We start from the raw sequence: 13,554 nt of genomic DNA, 5'->3' as shown, positions 1-13,554 counted from the left end.
ACTATGCCCCGGGAGTCCTGTGGCCGGTCAGCTTTTCGCCGATTCCGCCGATGGAGATGTCCAGTTCCTCGCGTCGCTCGACGCGGTCCACCTGGCCGTCGCGCACCCAGACGACGCGGTCGGACACGTTGAGCATTTTGTAGTCGTGCGTGGCCGAGATGACCGTGACCCCGCGCTCCTGGGAGAGCATCTGCAACAGCTCGATGATTTCCTCGCCCGTGGACAGGTCCAGGTTGCCGGTCGGCTCGTCGGCCAGGACGATGGCCGGGTCGTTGGCCAGGGATCGGGCCACGGCCACGCGCTGTTGCTGGCCGCCGGACAGTTCCAGCGGCTTGTGCTGGAATCGTTCGCCCAGCCCCACCAGCTTGAGCAGCTCGATGCCTTTTTCCTGGGCGTCGTCCGCGTTCATGCCCGCGAAGGTCATGGGCAGGGTGACGTTCTCCAGAGCGGTCATCACCGGGATGAGATTGAAGGTCTGAAAGATGTAGCCGATTTTGCGGTTCCTGAGCCAGGCCAGTTCGAAGGCGTCCAGTTGGGAGATGTCCACCTCGTCGATGAAGACCTTGCCCTCGGTGGGTTTGTCCAGGCCGCCGATCATGTTGAACAGGGTGGACTTGCCCGAGCCGGACGGCCCCATGATGGAGATGTATTCCCCGGCGAAGATTTCGAGGTCCACGCCCTTGAGGGCCTGAAGCTCCACCTTGCCCATGGTGAAGGTCTTTTTTACGCCGATGACGCGGACAATGGTGCGTTTGCCGTCACTCATAAGATATCCTCAATGTTCCGCCCGGATGGCCTTGATGGGGTCCATGCGCGCCGCCAGCCAAGCCGGGTAGAGCACGCCCAGCAGGCTCAGGCCGCAGCCCGCCAGGGTGGCCAGCCCCAGGGAACCGAGCATGGACGGGAGCGGCAGGCTCGAAAGGGCCGCGAAGCCGAAGCGCACGACTCCGGCCAACAGGGAAAACAGGCAGCCGAGCAGCGCCCCCGCAAAGGCCCCGGCCAGGCCCTGCATGCCCGCCTCCAGCAGGAAGAGGCGCAGGATCATGGAATCCAGCGCACCCAGGCACTTCATGACCCCGATTTCCGAGAACCGTTCGGTCACGGACATGAGCTGGGCGTTGACGATGCCCACGGCGCAGACCAGCAGGGACAGGATGACGATCCAGCGTTCCTTGGCCGACATGGCCACGGCCCCCTGGGCCAGGTCCACGTCGAAGCCCGCCTGGGACAGGGCCCGGGCCGCATCCCGGCCGCCATGCAGGAGTATGCCTTCCGCGATGTTCAGGTTGACCAGGACGAAGCTCAGGAACGACACGGCCAGAACCAGGCTTGAGACCGTGATCATGGAACGGAAAAAGCGCACCTTCAGGCTCTTGTAACTGATCTCGACGGATTTCGAGAATGGCAGCGAGATGAGTCGTCCCGGTTTGCTCATTGACGTCCTTTGTGTTCGAACTGGCTGGATTCGTTCATTCTCAGCATACTGTTTCGGGCTGTCGGAAACAAGCGGAAAGAAGAATCTGTGGACGGAAATAACACCGTTGTCGCAACGCTGCGGCCGGAGCCAGCCCGCCCTGGACGAAGGGAGCTCGGCGGTCGGGAACAGGAGAAGATGCGGTTGGAATCAAGCTCGACCCACGGGCCGGCCGTGGCCGCCGGTGTTGCCCGCAAAGGGAGAGGAGCCCGGCTCCCGCATGACGCTCTTTCGCCCCGTGCGGCCACAGTGGGAAAAGGGGCGCTTTGCGGTCATGTCCGGTTCGCCTTCGCCTCTTGCGGTTGCCTAGAGGAGCGATCTTGTTTAATCATAAGGAGTGTCCATTTTGCGGACAAGCCTTAATCCAAGCAAAGCGACGTATCTATGCGAAGAATCGTTTTCCTGATCATGACCCTGACGGTCCTGTTTTCGATGCCCGCCCAGGCCGCCGAGGGATTCCCCTCCACTCTGGCCGGGTTCACCCTGGGCGAGCCCGTGGAACACTATAAGAGCTACTGCCGCATGGAGCGGGCCGTCTCCGTGTCCGACGCGCCGTTTCTGTCCGAGGCCCAGCTCAAGCCCGACGCCCTGCCCGGGGTGCGCGGCGGCAGCCTGGCCTTCGGCAACTGCAAGAGTGAAGGACGGCTGGTGCGCATCAAGCTCAAGTTTCACGACCGGGGCCAGGGGCTCTTCAACAAGCTCTACGACCGTTATGAGGCCGCCTTCGGCAAGCCCGACAAATACGAGGGCGACGCCTTCCGCAACGTCATCGCCTGGCAGTGGTCCTTCGAAGACGGCAAGGGCGGGCGCGTCTCGCTGGTGCTCATGTGGAGCCGGGACAGGGAAATACGGCCCGGAGTTTCCATCAAAATGACCCAGGAGACCCTCCTGGACGAGGAATACGCGTGCTACAAAGCCTCCGAGCAGGGAGGCGGCATGGGCAGGGGCATGACCAAGATTCATTCCCTGGACGCCTATATGCCGCATTAGCCATGACCTCCATCGCTTGGAACGGCATCGGACTGGTCGCGCCCTCCGGTTGGGAGCCTTCGGCCGTGGAGCGGGACGGTCTCCTGCTGGCCGACGCGGACGGCCCGGTCTGCGAACTCAAGTGGAACCGCGTCCGGGGAACCTTCTCCTTTGACAAGCATATCGGGAAGTTGACCCGTGGCAACAAGTCCGCCGAGGTCCGGGGCGTGGACGACGCGGAGACCCCGCCCGCCTGGGCCGGAGCCATGGCCCGGCTGGCCGAGGCTGGCCTGCGGTCCAAAAGCTTTCTCTGGCGGGCCGACGGCCATCGCGGTCTGGGCGCGGCTTTGCATCATCCGGGCACGGGGCTGGCCTGTCTGGTCCAGTTCTTCATCCGCCGGGAAGACGACGAGCCCGTGGCCGCCGAGATCCTGGCCACCCTGCGCGACCACACCGGCGGCAAGACCGCGCCCTGGACCTTGTTCGGCCTGACCGCGCGCGTCCCCTCGGATTTCCTGCTGGACACCTTTTCTTTCCGCCCCGGGCATTACCGGGTGGCCTACTGGCGGCCCGCCTCGGGCAGGAATCCCGGACGCGCCCCCCTGGGCAAAGGGCCGGGCGCGCATCTCGATTTCGAACGCTTCGCCCCGGCCTCGGCCCTGCTCAAGGGCACGACCCTGGAGGACTGGTGCCGCGAACGCCTGGCTCATGCCCCGCCCGCCCGCGTCCCCGCGGAGAATGGGCCGGGTGTTGTTTCCTGGCGCGGTGCGGCCAGGACCTCGCTGTTGCGCCGGTCCCTGCGTCGGGAGGTCCGCACCTGCGGCCGGGCATGGCTCACGGATGCGGGCAATGCGCTGCTGGCGGTCACGGCCACGGGCATCGCGTCCCTTGACCCGTCCATCTTCAACGATATCTGCGGGAGTTTCGCCCTTGTTCCGGAAGAAGCGGCCTGAGCCGGTCATATCCCGCGCCGAGGCCTTGAATATGGTTCCGGTGCGCAATCGGGCCGTGGAGGAAACCGGGCAGGCCGACGGGCTGGTGCGGCTGGCCTATCCCCTGGCGGTCAAGCCGTGGTTCGGACGGTTGGCCGACCGGGTGGGGCTGTGGGACGGCAAACCCATGATCAAGCGGGTGGATCTGGACGAAATGGGCGCCTTCGTCTGGCGACGCATCGACGGCGAGCGCTCGGTCGGCGACATCGCCCGGGAATTTACCGAGGCCTACCAGGTTCAGTTGCGTGAGGCCGAATTGGCGGTGACCGCCTTCATCAAAACCATCGGCCAGCGCGGTATCATCGGCTTGAAGTGAGCGCGTCGTATCCGGCGCGGGGCCGCATCAGGAGGCCTTGCGCGGAGAGGGCAGGACGTCCACGTTCATTTCCGTGGCCGCGGCCTTGAGGAATGTCCGCATTTCGCGTCCCAGGTGCGGGCTGTAGCGCAGCAGCAGTATCCCCTTGAATTTGTTGACCACGGTGAATACGCCGAGGTTGTCGTATCCTTCCAGGAGAAAGCGGAAGAGTCCGATGTCCGAGGGGGCGATGCGCACGTAGGTCCGCTCGGACCACGCGGGGGCGGGGGGGCAGACCCGTTTTCGGGGTTTTCGACGGGATGGGGATGCCATGGGGCTGTCTAGCCTTCGTCGGGCGAAAAGGCAAATGCGTTTTCAGCGGCCGTCCGGGCGGCGGTCGTCAGCGCCAGTATATCCGCGCCTTGCGGTGGCCGAATTCGCGGGCGGCCTTGACGTCCTTGCCGAAATAGACATCGATGCGCCGTTCGTATCGTCGGTTCATCTTGTCCATGACCCGGTAGGGGCTGTCGAATCCCTCGATCCAGACTTCGGTTCCGTTGTCCAGGCCGAGCTTGAGCAGATCGCGGGAGACGGCCACCGCCTTCATGCCGGGTTTGAGGCGATTGTTCCAGGCCGCGCGGTGCGGGGTGCCGTCGGTCTGGGCGCGGGTGGAGTTGTAGGCCGTGACCGTGACCTCCATGCTGTCCCAGAACACCCGGTTGGGGCGGATCATGGCGTAGCCGAGCAGGATGAGCAGGCAGGCGGCGAACAGGGGGATGAGAACTCGCTTCATTCGTTTCTTTCTACCCGGATGGGAGCGGATGGGCAAGTCGGCCAGGTTTGCGCGGGAGAGCGGGCCACGGCCCCAAGGTTCTCTTTGCGCGTTCGGCCTTCGGTGTGGTATGTTTCCAAGGTGATCAACGCCGCTTTCCGCCTCGGACGGGCTTTCAGCCATGCCCAGGTCTGCCGATTTCCGCGTTTTGACGCGTCCTTTCTTCTTTGTTTCGTCTTCTGCCTGCTGTGGGCCGCCCCGGGCATGGCCCGGGAGCCGTACCGTATCGGCTTCGCCCAGAACGCGCGCATCCATCAGGAGGCTCGGACTCGGCTCGAAGCGGTCTACAAACGGGCCGGACTGCCCGTGGAGTTCGTGCCTCTGCCCCAGAAACGTTCCCTGCTCCTGGCCGTGGACGGCCTTCTCGACGGCGACGTCGGGCGCATCCCGGGCCTGGAGGAGACATATCCATCTCTGGTTCGGGTGGATGTCAAGCTCCTGGATTTGACCGGCGCGGCCTACGTGGTCCGGGGCCAGGATTTCGGCGACTACCGGGTGGCCTTGCTCGATTCCCTACGCGTGGGCGCGGTGCGCGGAGTCCTTTGGGCCGAAAAGCTCATGGGTGATCGCCCTATGGAAAAAGTCAATAATTATGAGACGCTGTTCGACATGCTCCTGGCGGGACGCATTGACTTGGCTCTGGGCAGCCGGTCAAGCGCCGAGGGGGTCCTGCGCGACGACCGGGCGCGCTACGGCTCCATTCGCATGATGGTTCCAGCCGCGTATCAGACGCCTTTCTACCACTACGTCAACAGGAAGAACGCGGACATAGTGCCGCTGCTCGAAAAAGCGTTGCGCGAACTGCATGCCGAGGGCGGCTGGCACGACGATGAAAGGGCCGCCGAGACGCAGGCCACGCCCTGACGCCTTCGCATCAGCGGGTCAGGCAATAGGCCGCGAAACGCTTGAGCAGCGTGGCCGACTTTGGTGTGTCGGCCGCCTCGATGCGCAGGGCCTCCGGGTTCCGGCCTTCGGCTATGGCCTTGTCGCGCTGGTCCCGGCGGTACAGGCGGATCACGTCGGCGTTGAACTCGGGATGGAATTGGACCCCCCACACATGTTTGCCGACGCGGTAGGATTGGTGCGGCTCGTGGCTTCCCGTGGCCAGCAGGGTCGCATTTTCCGGGAGCCGCAGCACGGTCTGGGAGTGCGCCATATTGCCTTTGAAGGACGGGGCCAGCGGTCCGAGGAGTACATCTTCGCGGCCCGCCTCGGTCACGGCGATGTCCACCACGCCCATCTCCAGGCCGTTGGGGTGGAAGCCCGACTCGCCGCCCAGGGCGGTGGCCAGGATCTGGTGGCCGAAGCAGATGCCGAGCATGGGCAGTCCCGCCTCCACGGCCCGGCGAATCCATGCCTCTGTGTCCCGCATCCAGTCCAGCCTGTCCGTGACCATGTCGTGGGAGCCCGTGATGACGGCCCCGGCATAGCCGTTCGGGGCGGGCAGGGTTCTCCCAGCCTGGACATTGACGCATTCCCATTGGTCGGGCGCAAGGCCCATGCCTGTGGCGGTCCAGTTCTCAAAGTCGCCATGGGATGCCGCATACTCCGCAAAGGTCCCACCCGTCTTCACGATCAGTATTTTTGCCATATTTGTCCTGCAAAAATGTAGTTAAGTTAATGTATTATGGAATGTTGTCATAAGGGGGACAGGTTGTCAACCGCCCCCCCCGCCGGGCGACGGCCGGGGCGGCGCGGGGTTGAACTCGGGGCCGTACCTGCGCTACAGACAGGGCAAAGCATCGGGAGACGCGAATGCAATCGATTAAACGACGTACCGGGATGTCCCGGCGGGAGTTCCTCAAGGCCGGGGCCATGACTGCGGCCGCTTTGGGGGTGACGGGGTGTGCCAAGAATCCGGTCACGGGCCAGAGCCAGTTCATGCTGGTCAGCGAGGACCAGGAGATCCGGATGGATCGCCAGGCCTCGCCGCAGCAATTGTCCAACGACTACGGCACCACCATGGACACCTCGCTGAACGACTACGTGTCCGGGGTGGGCCGGTCCTTGGCCGGGGTCTCCCACCGACCGCAGATGCCGTACAATTTTCACGTGGTCAACGCCAACTACGTCAATGCCTACGCCTTCCCCGGCGGGACCGTGGCCTGCACGCGCGGCATCCTGCTCAACGTGGACAACGAGGCCGAGATGGCCGGGCTGCTCGGGCACGAGATCGGGCACGTCAACGCCCGGCACACGGCCTCGCGCATGAGTTCGCAGATGGTCGTGGGCGGGCTGGCTTCCCTGGGCGGGGCGGCCATCGGGGCCAAGTACGGCGGGACCTTGGGGTCCCTGGCTGGCGGTCTGGGCGGGCTCGGGGCCGGGCTGCTCCTGGCCTCCTACAGCCGCGACGACGAGCGGCAGGCCGACGCCCTGGGGCTGGAGTACATGACCCGCGCCGGTTACAACCCCGAGGGCATGGTCGGGCTCATGGAGATGCTCAACGAACAGCATTCCCGCGAGCCGAGCGCCCTGGAGGTCATGTTCGCCACCCACCCCATGAGTTCCGAACGGTTGGCCACGGCGCGTCAGGCCGTGAGCAAGAAATATTACGGGGCCAAGAAGTACGCTTTCTACCGCGAACGGTACATGGACAATACCGTAGACCTGCGCAAGCTCGGTCCGGCCATCCGGGACATGCAGGATGCGGAAAAACTCGGCGGCGAGAAGAAATACGGTGAAGCCGAGAAAAAGATGGATCGGGCCCTGGGGCTGGCCCCCAATGATTATACGGGCCTCCTGATCATGTCCAAGCTGTTGATAGCACAGGAGAAATATAGTGCAGCCATGCCCTATGCCGAACATGCCCGGGAGGTCTATCCCGGGGAGGCTCAGGCCAGTCAGGTAGCGGGCGTGCTCCAGCTCAAGGCCAAGCAATACGACAAGGCCTACGCCAGCTTCGAGGCCTACGACAAGGCCTTGCCCGGCAACCCCTACGCGGGCTTCTACATGGGCTTCGCCCAGGAGGGCATGGGTCATCGCCGGGAGGCGGCCCAGGCCTACTACAAGTTCCTCCGGCAGGTGAACTCGGGCAGCCAGGCCCAGCACGCCTACAATCGCCTGGTCGAGTGGGGCTATGCGCAATAATCCGGGGGCGGACGTCACCGTCCGCAGAGGGAGCGGAGAGGGAGCCTTTCGGCTCCCTTTTTTTGTGGCGGGTTGTCGCCTGAATCGGTGGAAATTCCGGGAAGGTGGGGCGTTGTTGATGCCCCGCCTTCCCGGTCGTGAGGCGCGGGTCGAGAGGGCCTATTTCGCCTCGGCCTTCAGGAACGGAAACGGTTTCGCCACTTCGCCAAGGCCGGCGGCGTTTCCGGCGAACGGCTTGCCGTCAACCAGCAGCACGGACCCTGCGGTGAGGCGGATCGTCCGCACCGGGGCTTTCGCCGAGAAATCGAGTTCGTCCAACGGAATCCAGAAGATGTACGGGCTGCGCGGCGATTCGAAGTAATAGACCTTGTTTTTCTGGTCGGAAACCGTGCGCCATTGGGTCGAACTGATGTTGGGCTGGCCCGGCGTGGAGATACCCAGGGGAACGGAGACGTTGCGGATCACGCCGAATGCGCTGGCCAGCGCCTCGTTGATGTCGGTGGTTTGCGGAATCGCCTTCACGTAGAAGGAGGCGCGGACGAACCGGTCGCTCGCCCGGTTGGTGCCGGGAAGCATGGTGGTTCCGCCGATGTTGTCCCAGTAAGCGGTCAGAGCCAGCTGCTGGTCGTAGGTCGGGGAGTTCGTCATGACCTGGAACTTGCGGCCGTGGTGGATGACCATGCGGCCGTCGAGGTACTCGAATATGGCGGAGTCCCCGCTCGGGTCGGATATCGACAGGTGCGCCGTCCCGGCCTGGCCGTCGGGGGTGCTGGGCGCGACAATGTAAAACGGGGACTTCTTCATGGCCTCCACCGCCTCTTTCGTGGTGGCGAAGTTGTCCAGCACGTATTGGCCCCAGGCGGACAGGGAGAGGGCCTTTTTGCCGGGGACGGGGCTTCCGTAATCGGATTCGGTCAGATAGAGGACGTTGGCCACCAGGCCCGCCTCGTTCATGCCGTCGATGGTGGTCGCATCCCAACCCCCCACCGTCACGCTGCCGTACTTCGACGTCCATTGCAGCGAATCGGCGCCGGCGTTGCCGTCCCGTTCGAGTCCTTTGGGATAGATCCAGATGTTCGAGTGCTGGGAGCCCAGCCAGTCGTTTGAGCGCGTGGTGATGACGATGTCTTCGGGTCCGAGATAGGTGGCCCGGCTACAGGCCGAAGCCTCGCGGGGGTGGACCACCGAGACGGCGGCAAAGAGGATCAGCCCCGCCAGGATTCCCAGGATTGTCAGGTGATGCATTGTATTAACTCCTTTCATGTTCCGTGGTGAAAAACGCATAAACGTACAAGGGATGCCCGGCGTTTAGCCGAAGGGCATCCCCCGGAAAGAGAATACGTATTGCAACGATGATTATGCAACCGAAGATTCGGTAATTTTGAGATTGGGGAGGCCTCCATGCGGAATCAGGTGCCCGAAGGAGGAAACGCCCGGGGGGCGGAAGAAGGGGAGGGGAAACCCTTTGTAACGACAGTATGTCGGGAATGCACAAATCAAAGAAAATCAAGCGGTAGTCAGCTTGCCAGGTCGATTTTTTGTCACAGGTTTTGGCACGTGGCCAACGCCTTGATATAAAACCGCAAAGGTCCATCCAGCATATCCATGCTCAATGATGCTTCCATGGGAGCACAGTGAGCAGACAGGGTGAAGCCGTGCAGATAATCAGCCAACAAATCCAAACTGTCCTTCTTGCTCTCTTTTGGCAGAGTAAGAGTGGCTGTGATGGTGTTGAACCTGGCAATGAACACATCGGCTGGTCCAGTGTTGGTCATGGACAATACGGTTTCGAGCAACCCGGAATATCGTATCAGCAGGCTCACATAGCTTTGACAGAGCAGCACCAATTCCTCTTTCCATTCCCCATCCGGGCGTGGGGAGTAAATGCTTTCCATTAGATTGACCGTCACGCCTTCAAGCAAGGCGGATTTATTGGGAAAATAGTGATAAATAGCCATGGGGTCCACGTTCAGGTCGTCAGCGATCATACGGATGCTTGGAACCTTCCCGCTGTTCTGGAGAAGATCCTGTGCGCTAAACAAGATCGCTTGCGCAGATAATTTTTGTTGGCCCAGCTTCGGGCGTCCCCTTCTTCTTGCTTTTGACACGTTGACTCCTTGGTTTCGGGATCATATTCTACATAGTAGAAATAAGCGTAAACCATACCAACAATCAAGGCGAAAGCCGCAGCTTTTGACGGCTATCCCCTTCTCAGGAAGGCAGTATCGTGTCGAACAAAGTCTTTGTCGGAACCAGCATGGATGGATACATAGCAGATCGCAACGGCGGTCTTGAATTTCTTGAAACCGTTCCGAACCGTGAAGGCCATGATCTTGGTTTTGTCCCGTTCATGGAGAGCGTGGATGCGATTTTGATGGGACGAAAGACAATGGATGTCGTCCTTGGATTCGATGGTCCATGGCCATATTCAAAACCTGTTTTTGTGCTGAGTTCGTCGATCTCGGCACTCCCCGGCTCTTTGGCCGGTAAAGCCGAGATAGTCTCAGGAGATATTCACGGCGTAGTGGAAAGATTAAACGATCAGGGTTTCACAGACATCTACATCGACGGGGGGAAGCTCATTCAAAATTTTTTGGCCGAAGACATGATTGACGAACTGATCGTGACCCAAGTCCCCATATTGATAGGAGGTGGCACCCTTTTGTTTGGAGACCTTCCCGATCACATGCAATTTGAACTGATCAGCAGTGAAGTGCTGTTGAAAAATCTCGTTCAGTCCCACTATAGGCGCAAGCGGTAAAGTGGATATGTGCATGGTCCCCTTTGATACCGACGACCACGGGAAAAAGAAAAGATAAACTCTTCACCGGGGTTTTGGGATATTGCGGCAGTGGCTTGCCCTTATTGACTTTTCCATGGAGTCGCGCCGTGTAAGAGTCAGCAAAGTCTCTCGGTGACCACAGGCATAATCAACATTTTCCGCTCGAAGCGCGGACACGCAAAATACCCCTTCCGGAAGTCGCGGGGAATGACCAAAGGATTTGCGTCAAGTTGCGGGAGCTGCGGCGGCCCGAGACCGAGGAGGAACCTGCGTGTCCCACGTTGGGGTGTGTTGATTCACCCAACTGCCTACAAACCAGGAAACAGTCTGCCCCTGAAGAAAATCCTGATCGGGTTCGTCGTCTTGGCAATGCCGTCGAGGGTATGCCGACTTTGCCGCTCATGCGGCACATGAACGTCCAGTACAAGACAGCTTGCGCGTTTTAATAGCCATGCCCCCATCGAGATGGGGGCATGGTCTATCATCAAAATGAGCCTTGTGCGGTTCCTGCATGATGCCGCTTTGTAAGGCCTCTCCTCAGCTTTCCAAGCGTCGGCATTAGCCGCCGCACTTGGTGTACGCGCAGGATTTGCAGATGTGGCAGCCTTCCTCGAAGACCAGGGGTTCGCCGCATTCGGGGCAGAGTTCCCGGTTGAGGGAGGCGACCTGGCCGTCCACGTGGTCGCCGCTCAGGTAGCGGGATTCGAACACGTAGGCGATGGCGTCCGGGATGGACTTGACCAGGTGCTTCTTCATGAATTTCGGATTCTCGCCGCCGATGCCCTTGAGCTGCTCGACGATCTCGCGGACCTCCACGCCGGAGCGCAGGGCCAGGGAGACCAGGCGGCCGATGGCCTCGGCCTTGGCGGTGATGGACCCGCCGGATTTGCCGATGGTGGCGAAGACCTCGAAGGGCTTGTTGTCCACCTCGTTGACGGTCAGGAAGAGCATGCCCAGGCCGGTGGGGATCTTCTGGGTGAACCCGTAGATGACGTCCGGGCGGTCTTTGACGATGGAGCGGCTCTTCAGCGCGGTCTGTTCCTTTTTCTTGTCGCCGTCGCCGGTGCACAGGACCTGGGAGGTCTTGGAGCCGTCGCGGTACACGGTCACTCCCTTGCAGCCGTATTCATAGGCCTTCCAGTAGATATCCCAGATGTCTTCCTTGGTGGCGGAATTGGGCAGGTTGACGGTCTTGGAGACCGCGTTGTCCGTGTATTTCTGGAAAGCGGCCTGCATCTTGAGGTGCCAGATGGGCTCGATGTCCATGGAGGTCACGTAGACCTGGCGCAAGTGCTCGGGCAGGTGGTCCATCTTCTTGATGGAGCCGACCTTGGCTATTTCCTCCATGAGCTTGCCGGAATAGGCATCGGCGGCCTTCAGGGCGGCCTCGAAGTACGGGTTGGTCTCGACCAGCTTGTCGTTGTCCATGACGTTGCGCACGAAGGACAGGGCGAAGAGCGGTTCCACGCCGGACGAGCAGCCCGCGATGATCGACAGGGTGCCGGTGGGCGCGATGGTCGTGGTCGTGGCGTTGCGGTACGGCCCGAGGTTGACCTGGCCGAAGGTGGATTCGGGGTAGGCCGGGAACTGGCCGCGCTCGGCCGCCAACTGCTTGGAGGCGCTGCGCGATTCGGTCTGGACGAATTTCATGACCCGCTCGGCCATGTCCACGGCGGTCTGGGAATTGTAGGGAATCTGCAATTGGTAGAGCAGGTCGGCCCAGCCCATGACGCCCAAGCCGATCTTGCGGTTCTTGCCGACCATTTCGGTGATCTGCGGCAGGGGATAGACCGAGGCGTCGATGACGTTGTCCAGGAAGCGTACGGACAGGTGGATGATGCGCTTGAGCTCGTCCCAGTCAATCTCCGAATCCTTGCCGTTTTTGCCCTTGGCGAAGCATTTGCCCAGGTTGATGGAGCCGAGGTTGCACGCCTCGTAGGGCAGCAGGGGCTGTTCGCCGCACGGGTTGGTGGACTCGATCTCGCCCAGCGCCGGGGTCGGATTGTCGCGGTTGATGCGGTCCAGGAAAACGATGCCCGGGTCGCCGGACTCCCAGGCCTTCTGGACCAGGATGTTGAAGACCTCGCGGGCGTTCAGGGTGCCCACGATCTCGCCGGAGTTGGGCGCGATCAGATTGTAGTCGGCCTTTTCCTGCACGGCCTGCATGAAGGGTTCGGTCAGGCCGACGGACAGGTTGAAGTTGTTCAACTCGCCGTCGCGCTCCTTGGCCTTGATGAACTCCATGATGTCCGGGTGGTCGATGCGCAGGATGCCCATGTTGGCTCCGCGCCGGGTGCCGCCCTGCTTGATCTGCTCGGTGGCGCAGTTGAATATCTTGAGGAAGGACAAGGGGCCGGAGGCCACGCCGCCGGTGGAGCCGACCACCGAATCCTTGGCCCGCAGGCGGGAGAAGGCGAAGCCCGTGCCGCCGCCGGACTTATGGATCATGGCCGCGTGCTTGACCGCGTCGAAAATGCCCTCGATGTCGTCTTCCACGGGCAGGACGAAGCAGGCCGCCAATTGGCCCAGGTCGGTGCCCGCGTTCATCAGGGTGGGGGAGTTGGGCAGGAAGCGGTAGGAGGTCATCAAGTCGTAGAAATCCCGGGCCAGCTTGGCGGGCTTGGTGGTGGAATTCTCGTACTTGGCCTCCTCGGCGGCGATGGCCGAGGCCACTCTCCAGAACAACTCCTTGACCGTCTCGTAGACCACGCCTTCCGTGTCCTTGCGCTGGTACCGGCGTTGCAAAACTATCTTTGCGTTTTCATTGATGATCGGGTCTGGAAGATGGGCGGGCATTTTGAATTCTGACATTCGAAAACCTTTGTAACTGTTTGAAATTCTTTGGAATTATTGAAAAGCGCAATGACGAAATATATTGGCGCTAGAGAATATCTAGACTACAGAAACAGGTCTGGAAACGCCAGTCAAAATTCGTTTTGCCGGACAAAAAACCGGGAGCCCGCACGCACCGGGAGCTCCCGGGCAAACGCCAGGTGATAATTAGTCTTGTTTTGTCTCGCGTCGATTCGGGGCGGCGATTCCGTTGCCGGAAGGCCGGGAGGGTTGCTCTTTGGGGAAGGCGTGGAATTCGCATCCGTAGAATCCGGGGAGACGTCGATGGAT

14 protein-coding genes are annotated in these 13,554 nt (G+C 61.5%); 6 read left to right on the top strand and 8 right to left on the bottom strand.

Going from position 1 to position 13,554, the window contains the following annotated elements:
• Position 1 precedes the first annotated feature (1 nt).
• Together J0909_RS04030 and J0909_RS04025 are read right to left on the bottom strand one after the other, a co-directional pair.
• A complete protein-coding gene (locus J0909_RS04030) occupies positions 2 to 766 on the bottom strand; it encodes an ABC transporter ATP-binding protein (RefSeq protein ID WP_207260716.1) in 765 nt (254 codons plus the stop codon).
• Between the two features lie 9 nt (positions 767 to 775).
• Entirely contained in the window at positions 776 to 1,435 is a 660-nt protein-coding gene (locus J0909_RS04025; RefSeq protein WP_207260714.1) for an ABC transporter permease, read from the bottom strand.
• Positions 1,436 to 1,858: 423 nt separating this feature from the next.
• Here J0909_RS04025 and J0909_RS04020 point away from each other — a divergent pair, with 423 nt between their 5' ends.
• The 3 genes from J0909_RS04020 to J0909_RS04010 are packed head-to-tail and all read left to right on the top strand — an operon-like array spanning position 1,859 to position 3,751.
• Positions 1,859 to 2,464 carry a hypothetical protein gene (locus tag J0909_RS04020; protein ID WP_207260711.1) on the top strand — a complete coding sequence of 202 codons (606 nt, stop codon included), beginning with the start codon at positions 1,859 to 1,861 and terminating at the stop codon, positions 2,462 to 2,464.
• A gap of 2 nt (positions 2,465 to 2,466) precedes the next feature.
• Positions 2,467 to 3,396, top strand: a complete 930-nt coding sequence (locus tag J0909_RS04015; protein WP_207260708.1) for a hypothetical protein — start codon at positions 2,467 to 2,469, stop codon at positions 3,394 to 3,396.
• On the top strand, positions 3,374 to 3,751 hold the full coding sequence (locus J0909_RS04010) for a PqqD family protein (protein ID WP_286181756.1): 378 nt from the start codon (positions 3,374 to 3,376) through the stop codon (positions 3,749 to 3,751). The genes J0909_RS04015 and J0909_RS04010 overlap by 23 nt, the downstream gene beginning before the upstream one ends.
• Before the next feature lie 27 nt (positions 3,752 to 3,778).
• On the opposite strand, the gene J0909_RS04005 is transcribed toward J0909_RS04010, so the two are convergent.
• Together J0909_RS04005 and J0909_RS04000 are read right to left on the bottom strand one after the other, a co-directional pair.
• Positions 3,779 to 3,988, bottom strand: a complete 210-nt coding sequence (locus tag J0909_RS04005; RefSeq protein ID WP_353616733.1) for a DUF4911 domain-containing protein — start codon at positions 3,986 to 3,988, stop codon at positions 3,779 to 3,781.
• A 142-nt stretch (positions 3,989 to 4,130) separates the two neighbouring features.
• Positions 4,131 to 4,523: a 3D domain-containing protein gene (locus J0909_RS04000; protein WP_207260700.1), complete on the bottom strand. Its 393-nt coding sequence runs from the start codon at positions 4,521 to 4,523 to the stop codon at positions 4,131 to 4,133.
• A 120-nt stretch (positions 4,524 to 4,643) separates the two neighbouring features.
• Between J0909_RS04000 and J0909_RS03995 the strand changes: the two genes are divergently transcribed.
• Positions 4,644 to 5,426 carry a substrate-binding periplasmic protein gene (locus J0909_RS03995; protein WP_207260697.1) on the top strand — a complete coding sequence of 261 codons (783 nt, stop codon included), beginning with the start codon at positions 4,644 to 4,646 and terminating at the stop codon, positions 5,424 to 5,426.
• 10 nt (positions 5,427 to 5,436) lie between these two features.
• On the opposite strand, the gene J0909_RS03990 is transcribed toward J0909_RS03995, so the two are convergent.
• On the bottom strand, positions 5,437 to 6,153 hold the full coding sequence (locus J0909_RS03990; RefSeq protein WP_207260695.1) for a glutamine amidotransferase: 717 nt from the start codon (positions 6,151 to 6,153) through the stop codon (positions 5,437 to 5,439).
• 164 nt (positions 6,154 to 6,317) lie between these two features.
• On the opposite strand from J0909_RS03990, the gene J0909_RS03985 reads away from it, so the two are divergent.
• The gene (locus J0909_RS03985) at positions 6,318 to 7,649 is read left to right on the top strand and encodes a M48 family metalloprotease (RefSeq protein WP_207260693.1); all 1,332 of its coding nucleotides are present in this window, start codon (positions 6,318 to 6,320) and stop codon (positions 7,647 to 7,649) included.
• Positions 7,650 to 7,808: 159 nt separating this feature from the next.
• Here the strand turns inward: J0909_RS03985 and J0909_RS03980 are convergent, their stop codons facing one another.
• Both J0909_RS03980 and J0909_RS03975 read right to left on the bottom strand, forming a co-directional pair.
• Positions 7,809 to 8,894: a linear amide C-N hydrolase gene (locus J0909_RS03980; protein WP_207260689.1), complete on the bottom strand. Its 1,086-nt coding sequence runs from the start codon at positions 8,892 to 8,894 to the stop codon at positions 7,809 to 7,811.
• Between the two features lie 296 nt (positions 8,895 to 9,190).
• Positions 9,191 to 9,757, bottom strand: coding sequence for a TetR/AcrR family transcriptional regulator (locus J0909_RS03975; protein ID WP_207260687.1), 567 nt, complete (start codon positions 9,755 to 9,757; stop codon positions 9,191 to 9,193).
• Between the two features lie 119 nt (positions 9,758 to 9,876).
• Between J0909_RS03975 and J0909_RS03970 the strand changes: the two genes are divergently transcribed.
• Positions 9,877 to 10,410: a dihydrofolate reductase family protein gene (locus tag J0909_RS03970; RefSeq protein WP_207260686.1), complete on the top strand. Its 534-nt coding sequence runs from the start codon at positions 9,877 to 9,879 to the stop codon at positions 10,408 to 10,410.
• 579 nt (positions 10,411 to 10,989) lie between these two features.
• Here J0909_RS03970 and J0909_RS03965 read toward each other — a convergent pair.
• Positions 10,990 to 13,242 (bottom strand): vitamin B12-dependent ribonucleotide reductase, encoded by a 2,253-nt coding sequence (locus tag J0909_RS03965; protein WP_207260684.1) that lies wholly within the window; start codon positions 13,240 to 13,242, stop codon positions 10,990 to 10,992.
• Positions 13,243 to 13,554 lie beyond the last annotated feature (312 nt).

The sequence above is a fragment of the Desulfovibrio sp. Huiquan2017 genome (genome assembly GCF_017351175.1).
Lineage (GTDB): Bacteria > Desulfobacterota > Desulfovibrionia > Desulfovibrionales > Desulfovibrionaceae > Pseudodesulfovibrio.
The sequence above is the reverse complement of the archived record's forward strand: the minus strand, read 5'-3'. Positions and strand labels throughout refer to the sequence as shown.

Coding starts and splice junctions, on each gene's coding strand:
- J0909_RS04030 (WP_207260716.1), bottom strand. CDS start 766: ATGAGTGACGGCAAACGCACCATTGTCCGCGTCATCGGCGTAAAAAAG.
- J0909_RS04025 (WP_207260714.1), bottom strand. CDS start 1,435: ATGAGCAAACCGGGACGACTCATCTCGCTGCCATTCTCGAAATCCGTC.
- J0909_RS04020 (WP_207260711.1), top strand. CDS start 1,859: ATGCGAAGAATCGTTTTCCTGATCATGACCCTGACGGTCCTGTTTTCG.
- J0909_RS04015 (WP_207260708.1), top strand. CDS start 2,467: ATGACCTCCATCGCTTGGAACGGCATCGGACTGGTCGCGCCCTCCGGT.
- J0909_RS04000 (WP_207260700.1), bottom strand. CDS start 4,523: ATGAAGCGAGTTCTCATCCCCCTGTTCGCCGCCTGCCTGCTCATCCTG.
- J0909_RS03990 (WP_207260695.1), bottom strand. CDS start 6,153: ATGGCAAAAATACTGATCGTGAAGACGGGTGGGACCTTTGCGGAGTAT.
- J0909_RS03985 (WP_207260693.1), top strand. CDS start 6,318: ATGCAATCGATTAAACGACGTACCGGGATGTCCCGGCGGGAGTTCCTC.
- J0909_RS03980 (WP_207260689.1), bottom strand. CDS start 8,894: ATGCATCACCTGACAATCCTGGGAATCCTGGCGGGGCTGATCCTCTTT.
- J0909_RS03965 (WP_207260684.1), bottom strand. CDS start 13,242: ATGTCAGAATTCAAAATGCCCGCCCATCTTCCAGACCCGATCATCAAT.